Here is a 17532-nt window from a genome sequence, read left to right as displayed (position 1 = left end):
GGTGCGGTAGCGGGCGGGCTTGGGCTTGCTCATGCTGCCCATCTAACCGCATGGATTCACCAAGTGAATCCTTCACGGGGAGAGTTCTGCAACAACGCCCCTCCAGCCCCTCGTTCGCGGAGAAGTCCATGATGCGGAAGCGGATGCCCGGATAGCGCCGGTTGAACGCCTCGATCACCCGGGGCAGGAAGTAGAAGGCGGCGGTCGGCAGGGCGGCCAGGGTGATCTGGGCGCGGTGACGGCCGCCAAGCTCCGAGATCGACAGGATCGATTCCTCGAACTCGTCCACCAGGCGCCGGACCAGGGGCATCAGCTTGCGGCCCGTCTCGGTCGGGGCGACGCGCCGGGTGGTGCGCTCGATCAGCTGGGACCCCACCGCATCCTCCAGGCCCCGGATGCGCCGGGACAGGGCGGGGGCCGACAGGTTCAGCTGCTTCGCGGCCTCGCTGAAGGATGCAAATTCCAGCACCGCCAGAAAGGCCCGAAGATCAAGGAAATCAAAATTGTTCCGCATATCGCAAGAATGGCACAATTCTTTGCAATTAACAACATAGTCACGATGGTGCATTCCCTGTCGCACAGGCCACGAACCGTGCCGGGGAGGACATTCGCGTTGGACGACCAGATCCGCATTCCTTGCGTCATCATGCGCGGCGGAACCTCGAAGGGGCCGTTCTTCCTGCAGCGCGACCTGCCGGTCGATCCGGGCCTGCGCGACGAGATCCTGATCGAGATCATGGGCTCGGGCCATCCGCTGCAGATCGACGGGATCGGCGGGGGCAGCACGCTCAGCTCCAAGGTCGCCATCGTGGGACCGTCGTCGCGGCCGGGGGCGGATGTCGACTATCTGTTCGCGCAGGTCAACGTGATGGACCGCGTCGTGGACACCGGCCCGAACTGCGGCAACATGCTGTCGGCGGTCGGCGCCTTCTCGGTCGAGACCGGACTGGTCGCCGCGCAGCAGGGCGAGACGCGCGTGCGGGTGCACAACGTCAACACGGGCAAGATCATCGAGGCGCGCATCCAGACCCCGGGCGGCGAGCTGCGCTATCACGGCGACACCGCGATCGACGGGGTACCCGGCACCGCGGCGCCGGTCCACCTGGCCTTCCTCGAGGCGGTGGGCGCCAAGACCGGGGTCATGCTGCCCTCGGGCACCCCGCAGGAGGTGATCCTGGGCATCCCCATCTCGCTGATCGACGGGGCCACGCCGGTGATGATCGCGCGGGCCGAGGCCTTCGGCCTGACCGGGTCCGAGCCTGCATCCGATCTGGACGGCGACGCCGTCTTCATGGCGCGGCTGGAGGAGATGCGCATCGAGGCCGGGCGACGCATGGGCCTGGGCGACGTCCGCGCCTCGGTCCTGCCCAAGCCGGTGCTGATCGGGTCGCCCCGGACCGGCGGCAGTCTGGCCGTGCGCTATTTCACGCCGCATGCCTGCCACACGTCGCTGGCCACCACGGGCGCGGTCTCGGTCGCCATCGCGGCCACGCTGCCCGACAGCGTCGTGGGGGCGGCGCTTCCCGGCTTGCGTTTTCCGACCGACCTGACATTCGAACATCCGACCGGACGCATGGGCGTGCGGATCGAGATCGACGATGCGGCCCCCGACCGGCCCGTCGTCTTCGTCACCCGGACATGCCGGCGCCTGTTCGAGGGGGCGGCGCTGGTGCGGCGCAGGAACTGACCATCCCGCGCCGCCCATGAGGCGGTGGTGGGCACATTCATCCAAGGGAGGACTATCACATGCTCAATCTGACCCGTCGCCTGATGCTGGGCGTCTGTGCGGCCACGATGACCGTGGCGGCGCTGCCGGTCGCGGCCCAGGACTATCCGTCGCGGCCCGTGACCCTGGTCGTGTCCTATGCCGCGGGGGGCGGCACCGATGCCATCGCCCGCGTCTTCGCCGCGCGGCTGGAGGAATCCCTGGACGGGCGCGTCATCGTCGAGAACCGCCCCGGGGCGGCCGCCAACATCGGCACCGACGTCGTCGCCAGCGCCGATCCCGACGGGTATACGCTGCTGATCGGCAACCAGGGTCCGATGGTCGTGAACCCGCACATCTTCGACCTGCGCAACGACCCGGCCGAGACGCTGGAACCGATCGCGATGATCGCGGACGCGCAGCTGGTCGTCGTGACGGGGCCGCGCCTGCCCGTCACCTCGCTGGCCGAGCTGATCGAGACCGGCAAGACGCAGGAGCTGGTCTATGGCTCGGCGGGCAATGCCTCGGCCAGCCATGTGGCAACGCTGCTGATGGGGCAGGAGGCCGGGATCGACCTGAAGCATGTTCCCTACAAGGGCGCGGGACCCGCGGTGAACGATCTGGTCGGCGGGCATATCGACTTCATGGTGACCACGGTCCCCTCGGTCATCGGGCTGGTGCAGAACGGGACGCTGAACGCGCTGGCCGTCACCGGGACCGAGCGTTTCGCGGCGCTGCCGGACGTGCCCACCGTCGCCGAGGCCGGGCTGCCCGAATACAGCGCCTCGGCATGGTACGGCCTTCTGGGTCCCAAGGGCCTGCCCGACGATGTGCGCGCCCGTCTGGCCGACGCGACCGCCGAGGCCTTGGCCGACCCGTCCTTCGTCGAGAGCCTCGAGAAGGATGGCGGCGTGCCGTCGCAGCTGGTGGGAACCGCCTTCGCCGACTTCATGGCCTCCGAACGCTCGCGTTGGGGCGATGTCGTCGAGGCCGCCGACATCAAGGTGGAATGAGCTATGAGCCACGAGGTGCCCGCCGAGCGGATCCAGGTCGATGTCCCCGGACATCACCCCGAACCGCATGTCCCCCCGTCGAACCCGTGGCTGGGCCGCGAGAGGCTGGCCGGTCTCAGCCTCGTGGCATTCGGCCTGTTCACCCTGTGGGCAGGCTCCGACCTGCCCTTCATGACCGAGGGCGGCGTCGGGTCGGGCCTGCTGCCCCGCGCCCTGTCGGTCATCCTGACCGTCCTTGGGGTGGTCCAGATCGCCCTGACCTGGACCGCCCCGCAGGAATCGACGGGATCATGGCCGGTCCGCGACATGCTGCCCGTGCTGATCGGGGTGTTCCTGTTCGCCATCACCATCCGCGGCTTCGACTTCGGGGCCTTTGCGGTCCCGGTCCTGGGAATGTCGGTGGCCACGCCGCTGGCGGTGTTCCTGGCGGGCACCGCCGCCCGGGATGTGCGGTACAAGGAGCTGGCCCTGTTCACCGTTGTGATGACCGCCCTGTGCATCGGACTGTTCCGCTATGCTCTGGGCCTGTCGCTGCCCGTTGCCCCCTGGCTGATTGGATACTGACATGATGGAAACGATCGAAAATCTGGGGCTGGGACTGTCGGTGGCCCTGACGCTGCAGAACGTCTTCTTCTGCTTCATCGGCTGCCTGATCGGCACCCTGGTCGGCGTGCTGCCGGGGGTCGGGCCGGTGGCGACGATCTCGATCCTACTGCCGGTCACCCTGTCGCTTGACCCGACCGGCGCGCTGATCATGCTGGCGGGCATCTACTACGGTGCGCAGTACGGCGGTTCCACGACCGCCATCCTGGTCAACATCCCCGGCGAGGCGACCGCGGTGGTCACCGCCATCGACGGCCACGAGATGGCCCGCAAGGGCAGGGCCGGTCTTGCCCTGGGCCTGGCCGCCATCGGCTCCTTCATCGCCGGGACCTTCGCCACGATCGTCATCGCGGCGCTGGCCACGCCGATGACCAGGCTGGGGCTGCTGTTCGGCCCGGCCGAATACTTCTCTCTGATGATCATGGGGCTGGTGCTGGCGGTTGTGCTGGCGCACGGCTCGCTGGTCAAGGCGCTGGCGATGATCGTCGCGGGCGTGCTGCTCTCCTGCGTCGGCGCCGACATGGAGACCGGCCGGGAGCGGATGACCTTCGGCCTGCACATGCTGACCGACGGGATCGAGTTCGTGGTGCTGGCCATGGGCATCTTCGGCTTCGGCGAGATCTTCAAGAACCTGGCCGACCCCGAGAAGCGCGACGTCATGCGCAACACGATCGGCCGCCTGCTGCCCACCCTGTCCGAGCTGCGCCAGAACCTGGGCTCGATCCTGCGCGGCACGGGCCTGGGTTCGGTCCTGGGGGTGCTGCCGGGCAACGGGGCGATCCTGGCGCCCTTCGCCAGCTATGCGCTGGAAAAGCGCCTGTCGGACCGCCCGCAGGATTTCGGCACCGGCATCCCGCAGGCGGTGGCCGGGCCGGAATCGGCCAACAACGCAGGCGCGCAGACCAGCTTCATCCCGCTGCTGACGCTCGGCCTGCCGCCCAACGCGGTGATGGCGCTGATGGTCGGCGCCATGATGATCCAGGGCATCGTTCCCGGCCCCCAGGTGATCGAGAACAACCCGGACCTGTTCTGGGGCCTGGTTGCGTCGATGTGGATCGGCAACCTGATGCTGGTCATCATCAACCTTCCGCTGATCGGGCTGTGGGTCAAGCTGCTGACGGTGCCCTATCGGCTGCTGTTCCCGGCCATCGTCGCCTTCTGCTGCATCGGGCTGTTCTCGATCTCGAACGATCCGGCGCAGGTCATGATGGCGGGGGTGCTGGGACTGCTGGGCTTCGCGCTCTACAAGCTGCAGTTCGAGGCGGCCCCCCTGGCGCTCGGCTTCGTGCTGGGGCGTCTGCTGGAGGAGAAGCTGCGTCAGGCGCTGATCATCTCGGACGGCAGCATGACGACCTTCGTGACCTCGCCGCTCTCGGCCGGCCTGCTGCTGGTGGGGCTGGCGGCCCTGGTCATCGCCGTGCTGCCCGCGATGCGCAAGTCGCGCGACGACGTCTTCAAGGACGCCTGAGACCGCGCGCGGCCCCAAGGTCGCGGCGGCGCATCACCGGGGGCGGCGCGGCAGGTCCGCCCGCCCCCTTCGCCATGATCGGCCCGCCTCCGGGGGGCGTGGCAAAAACGCGCTTCGACCTGTCGGCCATCCCCAATCGCGAAAATGCGGGGAGATGCCGTGGCCTGCGGGAAGGCAGGCCGCGCCCATACTTTACTCAATGGTTTGTGTTTTACGGACAGGCCCGGAATTGACGATGATCAATCGACACGCCCCATGTGCTTCGTCTGAGACCATTTGCCGACCGGGCCCGCCAAGCCGCGTTCCCGGAAGCCTCGTCCCTGAGATGACCGTCGCCTGCATCCGCACTGCAACGGGTGCGGATCGTTGATATCGTGTAGAGTGGTCTCGCCTTTTAGCATTCCCGACGTCGGCATCCAGCGGGTCGCGCCGCCCATCTCGCTGACCTTCGTCGGCAACGACGTCATGTCGGTGAACGTCCCGTCGAACATCGGCAGTCTGATCACCCAGACCGGCCCGATCACTGCCGACGACCAGAGCAACGACAGCTTCATCCAGAGTGGAGAGACCGTCGATCACAACAACGTTGCCATCCCGTTCGTCGATCCGATCCCGGCCCTCGCCGATGTCACGGTGGTGGGCGTGGGGCTGATGGGCGACCTGCTGTCCGGCATCCTGGTGCAGTGTCCGGTGATCCTCGTCTCCAGCGGCGGCGGCCGGTTCCTGCTGTATCCGCAGAGCGTGCCCGGGCTGATCACGAACGCCACCGATGCGCTGAACACCCCATCACGTTCTCTCCCAATGGCCACATCGGGCCGGGCGGGGGCTTTCAGCCCTGCTTCGCGCACGGCACCCTGAGCACGGCACCCTGATCCGCAAGGCCCATGGCGACGTCGCGATCGAGACGCTGCGCCAAGGCGACCTGATCCACACCGCCGACAACAGCCTGCAGCCGCCGCGCTGGATCGGGTCGTGCCGGCTGTCCGCCGAGAATCTTGCGCGCAACCCGGTGATGCGCCCGATCCACATTGGCCGAGGGGCTTAGGCATGGGCAGCGCCGCATCGGACCCGCTGGTCTCTCCGCAGCACCGCAACCTGGTGCGCAGCCAAATCGCCAGGAAGATGTTCGGCATGGACGAGGTGCTGAGCCTGTACCCGCCGCTGCGCGACCACGATCATGCGCCCGAACCCGCGCGCTTGCCGGCATCGGGGCGCATGGCACGCAATCCGGCACGTCGCCTTGCCCAGGTCGTCCGACCGCTGCTGATGGCCTGACCGCGTCGCGAAGGCATCGCGACACCCCGCCCGGTCGGCACCGGGCGGCGTCGATGGGTGCCGGTCACCGCGGACCCGCACCTACCCTTTCGGTCGTCAGACGAGCGGGTCGAACAGACCGTCGACCGCGATGCCGGCATCGTCGACGGTGTTCTCGGCGAAGTCGACCGCCTTGAACTTCGGGTTGGTCGGGGGTCTCCAGGCAGACGGAAAGAGGCCCTTGTTTACACTGCTCCGAACTGACGCGGCTTCAAGATTGTCGTTCGGGCGCCAGGACGTTCAACAGGTCCTACGTGTCGCGACGAAGGTCATTCGGCGTCGGTCCCGCCGTGCCGACGGACTTGAAAAACCCGCTGTCGTCAATGAGGTCAGCTGTCTCTGCGCCGTTTAACTTGTGAGCGCAGGCCAGACTAGCCATCATTCCGGGCCACGGCTGGCGAGCGGAATACCCTGTGTCTACCATGGGTTAGGGCATGCGCAAGGGATGAGGAGCCCATACGCAGAAGCCGCTGTTTCGTTTGTCGGCGACGGTTTCCGCGCGTTGGCTTCGGATCATGTCGGACCGGCATGCATCCCTGCCGCCCTCGGGTGGGGGGATGCCGGCGCAACAGGTCGTCGTCGGGGTGACATGACAGGAAAGCGGCCTCGTGCAGAGGCCGCTTTCCGCTGTCTTGGCGCCCGTCCCGCCGCGCGGCCCGGGCGGGGCCGCTCAGGCGGTCCGTCGGGGGCGACCCGCCGTCACAGGATGAAGTCCGACGCCGCCAGGTCATGCAGCCCGAGGATGCGGATCTGCGCTTCGGCTGCGGTGTCGTTGTCCGTGTCGATCTGGATGAAGGTGTCGGTCCCGTTGTCGAACACGCGGACCTGGTTCGCGCCGCCCGCCGTGAAGCCCGCCGAGTCGAGGAACACGAAGGTCGATCCCGCCATGTCGCCGATGTCGATGACGTCGCCGCCCAGCACCCCGGCCTGCTCGAAGTCGGCGATCACGTCCGAGGCCGCCAGCAGGCTGTGGCTGGTCGCGGTGAAGACGAAGACATCCGCTCCGATGCCGCCGGTCAGCATGTCCTGACCCACGCCGCCGATCAGCCGGTCGTCGCCCGCATCAACCGCCAGCGTGTCGTTGCCGCTGACGCCGTTCAGCATGTCGTTGCCGCCGCCGCCGCGCAGGTCGTTGGCCACGGTGCTGCCGGTGGCGCTGTCCGCCCCCGAGCCCATGATCAGCGATTCGACCTCGGTCACGCGGTCCGACAGCGCGGCGGTCGTGCCCGTGCCCAGGATCGTCGCCGTGGCTTGGGACAGGTTGACCGTCAGGTTGCCTGCGTAGGCCGACAGGTCGACCGTGTCGACGCCCGTACCGCCGTGGAAGAGGTCGGACAGGTTGTCGACGCGCGCGATCAGGTAGTCGTTTCCGCCGCCGCCGAACAGCGAGTTGGCCTGACCGTTCCCGGCCAGGACGTCCGCGCCGTTGCCGCCGCGCAGGTTCGCGATGTTGGCGATCGAGGCGAACCCCGAGGCGGTTCCCGCGTCCAGATCGGCCACGACCCCCGCCGACCCCGCGGCATAGGCCAGCGTGTCCGCGCTGCCCGCCAGATCGGCATGGATCCGCTCGACCGAGGTGATCGAGGTGAAGCCGGTCAGCGCCGTGACCGCGGTGCCGTTCCAGGTGGCGGTCAGGGTCTCGTTTGCCGCGGTGCCGGTGATGCGCAGTCGGTCGGTGCCGTCCCCACCGTTCACCGCATCTGTGCCGTCCGCCCAGCCAAACAGGATGACGTCATCCCCGCCGCCGCCCTGGATCTGGTCGTTGTTGGCGCCGCCGACCAGGACGTCGCGTCCGTCGCCGCCGAACAGCTGGTCGTTGCCGGCCTGGCCGAACAGCACGTCGTCCCCGGTGCCGCCGTTCACGACATCCGCGCCCGACAGGGCATAGATCAGGTCGTCGCCCGCCGACCCCGCGATCGCGTCGGTGAGGGTGCTGCCCGTGCGGACCTGCAGCCGTTCCGTCTGATTGAACCCGAAGGCCGAGAAGGTCACGTTCAGCTGATGCGTCTGGTTGACCGCGAGCGCTCCGGTGACGCGCAGCGTGCCGTCGGGGGCCACGCTGAAAAAGCTGCTGCTGCCCGCGGCCAGGCCGAAGCCGCCGGCGATGCCCTCGGCCGTCATCTGGCCGATGGTCGAGCCGCTGGCGGGCAGGGCGGCGGGGGCGGACGTCACCTCCAGCGCCAGGTCGGCGTTCACCCCGAGCGGCACGTCGATGGCGATCACCTGATCGGCGAACTCCAGATCCTCGATGTTGCGGATCAGGTCGATGTCGTCGAAGGCGGCCCGGCCGTTCCCGCCCAGATCGCGGACCGAGATGAAGCCGTCGCCGTTCACGTCATGGGCGGCGCGGATCAGCGGGCTGCCCGGCGGCTGCGTGCCGCGGCCCTCGATCTCGTACTGGTCCAGGTTGCCCGCGAAGATGGCGCGGTCGCGGGCGCTGCCGGGTGCGGCGGTCAGGATCTCGCGGACGATGGACATGTCGTCGGGGCTAATCGTGCGGTCCAGCAGCAGCGATGTCAGCGACCGGCCGCCGAAGGCCGCGGCCGAGAAGTCGGGCCGCCCGTCGGCCCCCAGGGCATAGACCTTGCCCGCGAAGGGTCCCGCCGCCGCCTGAGAGCTGTTCAGCGATTCCGCCGAGTATTCGACCCCGTCCACGACGATGCGGATGCGGACGTTCAGCCAGGCGTCGCCGTCCAGGATGTCGAAGCCGCCGCGCCCCATCATCGTGTCGGCGCCCGCGCCGCCCATGATGATGTTGCCGTCCCGGAAGCCGGTCGCCCCCGCCCCGCCCAGGGTCTCCAGCGCGCCGTCGAACCAGGCGCGCAGCCCCTCGATGCGGTTGATGCCGGCCGCGTCCAGCACATGGTCGTCGAAGCTGGCATTGGGGTCGGTGTCGCCCGCGGTCCCGCCGCGGTTGTCGCCCAGCATGACGTCGTCATGCTTCCAGCCGGACATGGCCTCCATCAGGTCGAAGCGGTCGCGCAGGATCTCGGCCGGGACCGAGGTGAAGATCGGGATGTTGAAGTCCCAGTTCGCCCCCGCCACGTCGTATTTCTCGCTGGCCCAGTCAAAGCCGAACATCCCCTCGAAGCGCTGGACGCCGATGCCCGACAGGGCGATGTCGTCGCCCGACTCCAGGTCATAGTCCTGGTCGTTGCCCTGACCCCAGGCCACGTCATGGCCGATGATGGTCGAGTTGAAGAACAGCTCGGAATTGTCGCCCGAGATGACGTCGAACCCCTCGCCGCCCTCGATCCAGTCGTTGCCCTCGTTGCCCAGCAGGTTGTCCCCGCCCGAGCCGCCCAGGATGAAGTCGTTGCCCTCGCCGCCGAAGGCCTCGCCCGCGTCCTGCCCGACCAGCAGCGCGTCGCGGCCCTGCCCGCCGAACAGCAGGTTGATGCCGCGCGACGAGGACACCACGTCATGGCCCCGTTCGCCGCGCAGGAAGTTGTCGCCGAACGTGTCCTCGATGATGTCGTTGCCGTCGCCGCCGAAGACCTGGTCGGCCCCCGCGCCGCCGTTCAGATAGTCGTCGCCGCCGTCGCCCCACAGCGCGTCGTCGCCCAGGTCCGAGGTCAGGGTGTCATCGCCCTCGGTCCCGCCCAGCACGACATGCTCGCCGCCGCGGAAGTGCAGTTCGCCGCCGACCTGGTGGCCGTTGCCGTCGGTCACGCCCGAGTCGACCCGCACTACCTTGGGGTTGATCGCCTGAAGCAGCTCGTCGTCCCAGACCGGATCGCGGCTGTCGGGGTCATTGTCGTTGTAGTCGCGCTGTGCGATGGCGCGTTCCAGCTCCAGGATCATGTCCGGGGTCAGGAACAGGTTGGCGTTGATATGGGTCGCATAGTCGCCGCCAAGCGCCGAGTTCCGCATCACGATGTCGGCGAAGGTGTTCGCCTCCAGCGCATCCAGCAGGTTCAGCCCCTGCGTCCGCGACAGGTAGTAGAAGCGGTCGCCGTTCTGCAGCTGCTCCATCTGGTATTCGAAGATGAAGCCGAAGGTGGTGCCCAGCATGCCGCCGAACTCGGTCACCTTCTCGGCCAGGCCGCCGATCCAGAGATCGACGTCATCCAGCCCGCCCCGTTCGTTGCCCGCGCCATAGGCGCCGCGGCCGTTCAGGAAGTCCAGCCGGTCCGCGTTGGAATAGGTCTCGCCGCGAATGGTCACCCCGTTCGCGTTCGTGCCGTCACCCAGCAGCAGCAGGCTGGCGGCCGCGCGCTTCTCGGCCAGCGTGGTGGCCGTCAGGATGGCCTCGTGGGTGCCATAGGCCGCGATGAAGTTCGCGACCGAGAACGGGTTCTTCAGGGCCTGGGTGAACTCGGCCCAGCTGGCATAGGGCTTGAGGTCGGGCAGGCCGAAGTCGTTGTAGAGCTGCGCCCGCGTCTCGTTCAGCGACGGCACCCCGGTCTCGCGCGCCCGCGCGATGTTCAGCGCCGCGAGGTCCAGCGGCAGGCCCAGCAGGTTGCTGCGCAGCGCGGGCACCACGAACTCGTCGATCTCGCTGCCGCGGTCGGCGGTAAGGCCGCGGATGAAGGCCGCCTGCGCCTCGTCCAGCGTGGCGCCCGAGGCGGTGAAGGCCTCAGGGTTCAGGAAGGCCTCGATCAGCGACATCTGGTCCGCGTCGCCGTTCACCGGCAGCAGGTTCGCGTCCAGCCGGTCCACCGTGTCGGTCAGCATCGAGTGCCCGAAGCGATAGACCACATGCGCGAACTCGGCCAGGATAGAGGGGTCGATATCGGCCGAGTTGGTGAAGACGAAGGGATCGATGCCCGGCTGGATGCGGCGGGCGAACTCCTCGAACACCATGTGCTGATATTGCATCTCGGTCGAGAAGCGCGCGGCCTGGAACATGCGGTCGCCGTTCCAGACCAGCTCGGCCGGGTCCAGCGTCGCGACATTCGTCCCCGCGGCCAGCGGCACCAGCAGCCATTCGATGATGAAGGCCACGTCGCCCGTCTCCAGGATGGTGTGCTTGTTCTCCTCGACGATGCGGTTGTGTTCGGAGTGGAAGACCGTGTGCAGCGACTGCAGGGCGATGTTCTCGTTGCCGCGCCCGTCGCCCGAGACGATGTGCAGGTCCAGCATCTCGTCGTCATAGGTCGTGGGGTCGTGGTCGTCGCCGACGACGTCATCGGCATCCGCGACCATGCCCGCCCCCGGTGCCGCGCGATGGGCGATGTCGACCAGGAAGGCCGGGCCCGCGGCCATGCTACCCGCGGTCGTGATGCCCTCGGCGGTGCCCTCGCGCAGCCAGGGGTCGGGATGGGCCGCGTCGGGCGCCATCACCATCTGGGCATAGCCGTTCGGCCCGGTGATCAGGTTCTCGTAGGCATCCGTCAGCAGCAGCGGCACGCGATGCACGTCCATGTCCTGCAGGCGGATGCCCAGGACCGACAGCGCCTGCGCCTTGACGTCGGCCCAGTTGGCCACCGCGCCGCTCAGCGATCCGTTCGCGGATGTCGCATCCAGCAGATGGCCGGTGAAATGGGCGCGCGTCACGCCGTCGACCTCGATGCGCACCTGTTCGCGCAGGAACACCTGATGCGAGGCATGCGAGGTATAGGTCTGGTTCTGGTCCACGAAGGAGGTCGTGGCGTTGGTGTGCTGGACGACCCCGTTCGCGTCCACCACCGGGGTGGCGCGCGTCAGCGCCATGAAGCGCAGGTGATGGGGCAGGTCGTCGGCCGTGCCGAAGACCTGATCGGCACCCGCGATCAGCGGATCGTCGGCCTGCAGCGGGATGAAGACCGTGCCGTTCCCGCCCTTGTTCACTAGGTCCAGGCCGTGGTCGAAGAACTGCCCGAAGATGGTGATGAAGCTGTTGAAGGGCGCGGTCAGCCCCACATCCGGAGAGACGTGGTCGATCTCCAGCCCGCCTTCCGGACCGGTGGAGAGGTGATAGTCCTTGAGGACCTGCGCCAAGTTGGCGGCCGTCTGTTCGGGCGTGCCGGCGGTGCCGGCCGCCGCCACCGCGGCGTCCACGGCATCCAGCGCCGCGTCCAGCTGGACGACCGCCGCGTCGCGGACGATGACGGCGGCATCGACATCGGCCTGCGCCTCCTGCACCGCATCCGCGATCGCGTCGATGCTGGTCCCGGCCAGCCCGCCGGCGCCCGGCACCGGCTGATAGGCGGTCGCCGCCGCCTCGAGGACGGGCAGGTCCGCGGCGTCGATCAGCGTGTCCCCGTTCGCGGCGTCCAACGCGTCCAGCAGCGCCTGCGCGGCATCCGCCATCTGCTGGACCGAGGGCAGGGCGATCTCGCCCGCGACCGCATCGGCGGCCACCTTGGCCGCCTCGGCGGCGGCCTGGGCCGCGGCGAAGGCGGCGGTCGGGTCGGCCGCGTTCGCGATATCGGTGATCAGCGCCCCCAAGGCGGTGGCCGCGGCGTCGGCCGCGACGGACGCGGCCTGCGCCAGCGTGCCGGCATTGGTCAGCTGACCCAAGTGGTCCGTCGCCACGCTCAGCGCCGTGACGGCCGCGCCGTGATCGGCGATCTCCTGCGCGAGGGTGACGTTCGCCGCGGTCACCCGGGCGTCGGCGCCCTTGGCGTTCAGCGTCGCCTGATAGGCGGCCGAGATCGCGGCCACGGCCGCATTGGCGTCCGGCCCGGTGATCCCCGCCACCTTCAGCGCGGCATAGATGGCAGCCGGGTTCGCGGGCGTCTGGTCGACGATCAGGTTCGAGATGGTGCGCGGATCGCTGTCGATCACGTTGCCGCCGGTCCCGTAATCGGTGTTCCTGATGCCGAAGAACGGGTTCTCGTCGCCCTCGTTCGTGTAGACCGGATCCAGCAGCCGCGGGAAGGGAGTGTCGCCCGCGCCGTTCTGCTCGGTGCCGGGCAGCAGGCCGTTGTCGCTGCCGTCCACGGTGCGCAGGCCGACGGGCATCAGGGCGGCGTCCGCGGCGCTGACGCCATAGACGGCCTGGATCGCCTCGACCGTCGTCATGCCCGGCGTCGATGCCTGCAGCTCGGACACCTCGATCTGCTAGAGGATGAAGCCTAGGTCATGCGCATTCACGTGAAAACTGGTTGCCATGATAACCTCCCTGACGTGACCATCGGCCGGCGCATGGCGGCGAAACCTTCGCCCCCCGGGACGAAGGGCGTTCGCTCTGGACGCGGGCCGTTACAAGAAACCTGTCCTGCCACCGTCGTCGGGCCGGCGGGACATGGGCCTAGGTTACGCCAGTTCCGGCTGGTCCCAATACGTCGGTCGGTCGCCAGTGATGGCGACTTTGGTCGCCATAGACCGTCTGACTCGGGCTGCTTCGGAGGGTGTCGGAGCCGCAGCTTAAGGCCGCATCGCGTCAGGGATGACGCTGAAATGGAAGACGCAACCATGCGTCGAAAACCGTTTCGCGACGTGCAAACCCTCAGGGGAATAATGCGTTCGCGCCGCGCAAAAAAGGCCCGACCTGACTTTGTGACAGGTTTGTGAACGTCCGGACGCATGGTAAAGTTCCCGGGAGGTCAAACAAAATATCCCAGAGGCGTTGGGTGGTATGACCGGCAGGTCTGATATCCCCGTTCTTCAGTCGAGAGCCCATCTGCGGCCGGGTTGGCAGGGCCTGGGGCTGCTGCGTCGGCACCTGTCCAGCTGCGCGCAGATCGTAGTGGTGGGGCTTGCGATCCTGGGCGTCTGGACCGCGTCGCGGTTGCAGCACGCCGTCGAGGCCGAGGTCGGCCAGCGGGCCGCGACCGTCCTTGAGACCATGCTGAGCCGACATGCCGGTGACCTGTCCGGCGACCGCCTGCCGCCGGGACTCACGGCGGTCATCGACGCGCATTTCCGCGACGTCTCAGGGCCGCTCGGCCTGTCCGAGATGAAGATCTGGCGCGCGGACGGCACCATCCTCTATGCCTCCCGCCCGGGACTGGCCGGAACAGTTCAGCCGGTGGAGGAGGCGCTGGCCTCGGCGCTGTCCGGGCAGGTCTCGGTCTCGGTCGAAGCGATGTTCCACGAGGATGCCGACCACCCCCCGACGACCGACGGGCCGCGGCAGTTCGAGATCTACGTCCCGATCCGCCTGCGCCCCCTGGACCGCATCGTGGCGGTCGCGGAATACTATCAGGACGCCGCCGTCGCCTCCGAGGCGCTGACCCGCGCCCGCTGGCAGACCTGGGGCCTGCTGGCGGCGATCGGCGCGATGTTCGTGGCGGTGATGGTGCTTATCCTGCGCCACGGCGACGCGATCATCCTGCGCCAGCGGATCGACCTGGGCGCGCGGATGGCCCACATGATGCAGCTCCTGGACCGGACCGAGGCCATGCAGGCCCGCATCCAGCGGCGGACGCTGCAGATCCAGGAGGAGCAGAAGGCCCAGATCCGCCAGATCAACGCCGACATCCACGACGGCATCGGGCAGCTGCTGACGGTGGCGCTGCTGCGCATGACGGCCTCGCCGCCGGGCGGATCGGCGCAGGAGGAGGGCGCGCAGGCCGTGCGCCTGATCCTGGAGGAGGCGATGAGCGAGGTCCATGCGCTGCTGAACGGCACCAGCCAGCACCCGGCATCGGAACGGCCCTTGGCGGAGGCGGTCCGGGCGCTGGTCGACGACCACTGCCGCCGCACCGCGACGACCGTCCGGCTGCTGCTGGAGCCGGACCTTCCCGAGCCGCGCCTGTCGGTCAAGGCCGCAATCTGCCGCGTCGTGCAGGAGGGGCTGCACAACGCCTTCAAGCATGCCGGCGGACGCGATCAATGCGTCAGCCTGCACCGGCGCGACGGGCAACTGATCGTGACCGTGTGCAACGATGCCCGGCACTGCCGGTCCGAGGGGGGCGAGGCCGCCCGCCCGCCGATGGGGCTGCGCAACCTGCGCCACCGCGTCGAGACCCTGGGCGGCACGTTCCGGGTGCTGGATCAGGCGGATCAACGGATGGAAATTCACGCCAGCTTTCCCGACGAGGACATGGAGGACGCCCATGGTTGACAGCACCGTGGCCGTGGTCGACGATCACCCGATCACCCGATCACCCGATCACCCGATCACCCGATCACCCGATCACCCGATCACCCGATCGTCCGCGAGGGGCTGATCCAGGTCGTCAGGGGCTTCGGCGGCTTTCGCGTGATCGGGGCGGGGGACACCGCAGCCGACGCGGTCGCGCTGGCGCAGCGCGAGGCGCCCGACATCCTGATCCTGGACCTGGGGATTCCCGGCACCGGAATGGAGGCCATCCGCGCCATCACACAGGCCGGTCTGCGCACGCGGATCCTGGTCCTGACGATCTCGGAGCGGCCCCAGGACGTGATGGAAGCGATGCGTCTCGGGGCGGCGGGCTATGTTCTCAAGGGGATCAGCGGGGCCGAACTGCAGCAGGTGATGAATCGGCTGGTCAACGGCATCGGCCACATCACCCCCCATCTGGCCGCCCGCATCCTGGCCACGCCGGGACACATGCCCACGCCCGAGGTCGATGCCGGCATCCTCAGCAAGCGCGAGGGAGAGATCTACGTCCTGATCCGCCGCGGCTGCTGCAACAAGGAGATCGGACGGTCGCTGAACCTCAGCGAGAAAACGGTCAAGCATTACCTTACGAACATCTTCCGCAAGCTGGACGTCCGCAACCGCACCGAGCTGGCCATGCACGCCTACAACATGACCGCCGGGGTCGCACAGAACCGGATGCTGTCCATGAGCTGCGGCCAGAACGCGGGGCGGTGACCGGGCGCGTCAGCGCGGGCTGGACACGCGCCGGGCGGCGGTCAGGTTGGCCTCCGCGATCGCCTCGGTCAGGGGGTGTCCCTCGACCAGGCGCGCGACCATCGTGCCGATGAAGCAGTCGCCCGCCCCGTGGGTGCTGACCAGCCGCACCTTGTGCCCGGGCTCGGACCGGGTGCCGTCCAGGCCCGCGCCCGCCGCCGCGACACCATCGCCGCCCGCCGTCACCACCGCGACGGCAAAGCGGTCGGCCAGCGCCTCGGCCGCGGTGCGGGCGCCGTCCAGGCTGTCCACCGCGACGCCGCACAGCGCCTCGGCCTCGCCGGCGTTCACCACCAGGATGTCGATCAGGGGCGCGAAGGTCTCGGACAGCGTGCGGGCGGGGGCGGCGTTCAGCACGACCGACAGGCCGCGGGCGCGCGCGGCCCGTGCGGCGGCGATGTTCAGCGCCTCGGGGATCTCGTTCTGCAGGACCAGATGGGTCGCGCCCTGCCACAGCGCGTCGCGGTCCAGCGCCTCGGGTGCGATGGCCGCGTTCGTGCCGGACACGATGACCGCGCCGTAATCGCCCCCGGCATCCATGATCGCGACGCTCATTCCCGATCCCCGGCCGGGCAGGGTGGCGACGTGACGGTCCTCCACCCCCGCCGCGCGCAGCCGATCGCGCAGGAACGGCCCGAACCCGTCGTCGCCCACCGCCGATACCATCCGGCAGGGCACGCCCGCGGCCACGACGGCCGCGGCCTGGTTGCCGCCCTTGCCGCCGAAGACCGGACGCCAGGCGGTGCCGGTCACCGTCTCGCCCGCGGCGGGGCGGTGGGGGGCGCCGACCACGATGTCGTAATGCAGGCTGCCGACGACGACGGCGCAGGGCGGGGTTGACATGAGGCGGGTCCTGTTCAGCGGCGGCGCTTGGTCTCGACCGCGTTTCGGGTGCGGGCCAGCTGCGCCTCGGACCGGTCCAGGTCGCGTTGGGCAACGGCCACGAAGATGGCGTCCATGATGTTCAGCTGCGCGATGCGCGCAGCCGCGTTCTCGCCCAGCAGGGGCGATCCCTGCGCGGTCGAGCACAGCGCGATGTCGGCCAGCTCGGACAGGGGGGCGGTGGCATAGTTCGTCACGGCGATCACGCGCGCCCCCTGGCGGCGGGCCAGGCGCGCGGCCTCGATCACGGTGGAGGTGGTGCCGGAATGGCTGAAGGCCACCGCCACGTCGGCAGGCCCCAAGAGCGAGGCCGACATCAGCATCATGTGCGGATCGTCCTGGACGCTGGCGCGCAGGCCGATCCGCAGGAACTTGTGCGCCACGTCGCGGGCGATCTGGGCCGATCCGCCGACGCCGTAGAAGTCGCGCTGGCCCGCCTTGTGCAGCAGGTCGGCGGCCCGGTCGAAGGCCGCGACGTCGATGATGGACATCGTCTCCTCCAGGGCCTGCATCGAGGTCTGGAACACCTTGCGGATGATGTCGGCCGAGCTGTCGTCCGGAGAGATCTCGGAATGCAGCGAGGCGACGTCGGTCTGGCGATAGACGACCAGCGCCTCGCGGAAGTCGCGAAAGCCCGCGAAGCCCAGCTTCTTGGCGATCTTGACGACCATCGCATCCGACACGCCCGCATCGCCCGACACTTGCCGCAGGGGGGTGGTGCGGTCCAGGTCGGTGCGCCCGGTCATCCCCTCGACGACCCGCGTCTCCAGCGGGGTCAGATAGGGCATCCGCATCCGGATCTGGGCGCCGATGCTGCGCGGGTCGGTCTGGTCCATCA

General features: G+C 68.8%; 13 protein-coding genes. 9 read left to right on the top strand and 4 right to left on the bottom strand.

Annotation, left to right across the window (positions count from 1 at the left end):
* Positions 1 to 514, bottom strand: a 514-nt coding sequence (locus AC2SGK_RS07850; RefSeq protein WP_488323032.1) for a LysR family transcriptional regulator, incomplete at its 3' end; no start/stop codon positions are given.
* Positions 515 to 523: 9 nt separating this feature from the next.
* Between AC2SGK_RS07850 and AC2SGK_RS07845 the strand changes: the two genes are divergently transcribed.
* From AC2SGK_RS07845 to AC2SGK_RS07815, 7 genes are all read left to right on the top strand, one after another.
* Positions 524 to 1687, top strand: a complete 1164-nt coding sequence (locus AC2SGK_RS07845; RefSeq protein ID WP_488323031.1) for a 4-oxalomesaconate tautomerase — start codon at positions 524 to 526, stop codon at positions 1685 to 1687.
* A gap of 59 nt (positions 1688 to 1746) precedes the next feature.
* Complete coding sequence (locus tag AC2SGK_RS07840) at positions 1747 to 2718, top strand: Bug family tripartite tricarboxylate transporter substrate binding protein (RefSeq protein WP_488323030.1); 972 nt, start codon at positions 1747 to 1749, stop codon at positions 2716 to 2718.
* Between the two features lie 3 nt (positions 2719 to 2721).
* Positions 2722 to 3282, top strand: coding sequence for a tripartite tricarboxylate transporter TctB family protein (locus tag AC2SGK_RS07835; protein ID WP_488323029.1), 561 nt, complete (start codon positions 2722 to 2724; stop codon positions 3280 to 3282).
* A gap of 4 nt (positions 3283 to 3286) precedes the next feature.
* Positions 3287 to 4789 carry a tripartite tricarboxylate transporter permease gene (locus tag AC2SGK_RS07830; protein ID WP_488323028.1) on the top strand — a complete coding sequence of 501 codons (1503 nt, stop codon included), beginning with the start codon at positions 3287 to 3289 and terminating at the stop codon, positions 4787 to 4789.
* Positions 4790 to 5170: 381 nt separating this feature from the next.
* The gene (locus tag AC2SGK_RS07825; protein ID WP_488323027.1) at positions 5171 to 5647 is read left to right on the top strand and encodes a hypothetical protein; all 477 of its coding nucleotides are present in this window, start codon (positions 5171 to 5173) and stop codon (positions 5645 to 5647) included.
* Entirely contained in the window at positions 5625 to 5834 is a 210-nt protein-coding gene (locus tag AC2SGK_RS07820) for a Hint domain-containing protein (protein WP_488323036.1), read from the top strand. The genes AC2SGK_RS07825 and AC2SGK_RS07820 overlap by 23 nt, the downstream gene beginning before the upstream one ends.
* Before the next feature lie 2 nt (positions 5835 to 5836).
* Positions 5837 to 6064 carry a hypothetical protein gene (locus tag AC2SGK_RS07815; RefSeq protein ID WP_488323026.1) on the top strand — a complete coding sequence of 76 codons (228 nt, stop codon included), beginning with the start codon at positions 5837 to 5839 and terminating at the stop codon, positions 6062 to 6064.
* Positions 6065 to 6802: 738 nt separating this feature from the next.
* On the opposite strand, the gene AC2SGK_RS07810 is transcribed toward AC2SGK_RS07815, so the two are convergent.
* A complete protein-coding gene (locus tag AC2SGK_RS07810) occupies positions 6803 to 13081 on the bottom strand; it encodes a peroxidase family protein (RefSeq protein ID WP_488323025.1) in 6279 nt (2092 codons plus the stop codon).
* Positions 13082 to 13607: 526 nt separating this feature from the next.
* On the opposite strand from AC2SGK_RS07810, the gene AC2SGK_RS07805 reads away from it, so the two are divergent.
* Positions 13608 to 15038 (top strand): sensor histidine kinase, encoded by a 1431-nt coding sequence (locus tag AC2SGK_RS07805; RefSeq protein ID WP_488323024.1) that lies wholly within the window; start codon positions 13608 to 13610, stop codon positions 15036 to 15038.
* A 39-nt stretch (positions 15039 to 15077) separates the two neighbouring features.
* Positions 15078 to 15773: a LuxR C-terminal-related transcriptional regulator gene (locus AC2SGK_RS07800; RefSeq protein ID WP_488323035.1), complete on the top strand. Its 696-nt coding sequence runs from the start codon at positions 15078 to 15080 to the stop codon at positions 15771 to 15773.
* A gap of 9 nt (positions 15774 to 15782) precedes the next feature.
* Here the strand turns inward: AC2SGK_RS07800 and AC2SGK_RS07795 are convergent, their stop codons facing one another.
* Together AC2SGK_RS07795 and AC2SGK_RS07790 are read right to left on the bottom strand one after the other, a co-directional pair.
* Positions 15783 to 16655 carry a PfkB family carbohydrate kinase gene (locus AC2SGK_RS07795; RefSeq protein WP_488323023.1) on the bottom strand — a complete coding sequence of 291 codons (873 nt, stop codon included), beginning with the start codon at positions 16653 to 16655 and terminating at the stop codon, positions 15783 to 15785.
* A gap of 14 nt (positions 16656 to 16669) precedes the next feature.
* Positions 16670 to 17530: a MurR/RpiR family transcriptional regulator gene (locus AC2SGK_RS07790; RefSeq protein ID WP_488323022.1), complete on the bottom strand. Its 861-nt coding sequence runs from the start codon at positions 17528 to 17530 to the stop codon at positions 16670 to 16672.
* Positions 17531 to 17532 lie beyond the last annotated feature (2 nt).

The organism is Paracoccus sp. NIOT.M2S5SZ12 (assembly GCF_057748165.1).
The sequence above is the reverse complement of the archived record's forward strand: the minus strand, read 5'-3'. Positions and strand labels throughout refer to the sequence as shown.